Below are 228 nucleotides of genomic sequence, written 5' to 3'. Positions count from 1 at the left end.
AGTTTGAATATGGCTTGAACTCATTAATGGGCATGGATTTGAAAAACCGCATACAAGCAAGTGTAGATATACCGCTACCTGCTACCTTGATTTTAAAACACCCCAGTGTCGATGCGAAGACTGACTTTATTCTCGCCCACGACTCGCCTGCTCAAGAGGTCGCAAAAGAGGCTATTTCAGTAGTACGTGAGTCGCAAAAATTGAAGGTGAGCATATGATTATGAAAGC

1 protein-coding gene is annotated in these 228 nt (G+C 43.0%); it reads left to right on the top strand.

The features are described from left to right. The coding region (locus tag Q4519_RS22315) for an acyl carrier protein (protein WP_303516183.1) at window positions 1-218 on the top strand (218 nt) is incomplete at its 5' end. Window positions 219-228: the final 10 nt, after the last annotated feature.

Origin of the sequence: Motilimonas sp. 1_MG-2023 (assembly GCF_030547455.1) — a bacterium.
GTDB lineage: Bacteria > Pseudomonadota > Gammaproteobacteria > Enterobacterales > CBDFNC01 > Motilimonas.
The sequence above is the reverse complement of the archived record's forward strand: the minus strand, read 5'-3'. Positions and strand labels throughout refer to the sequence as shown.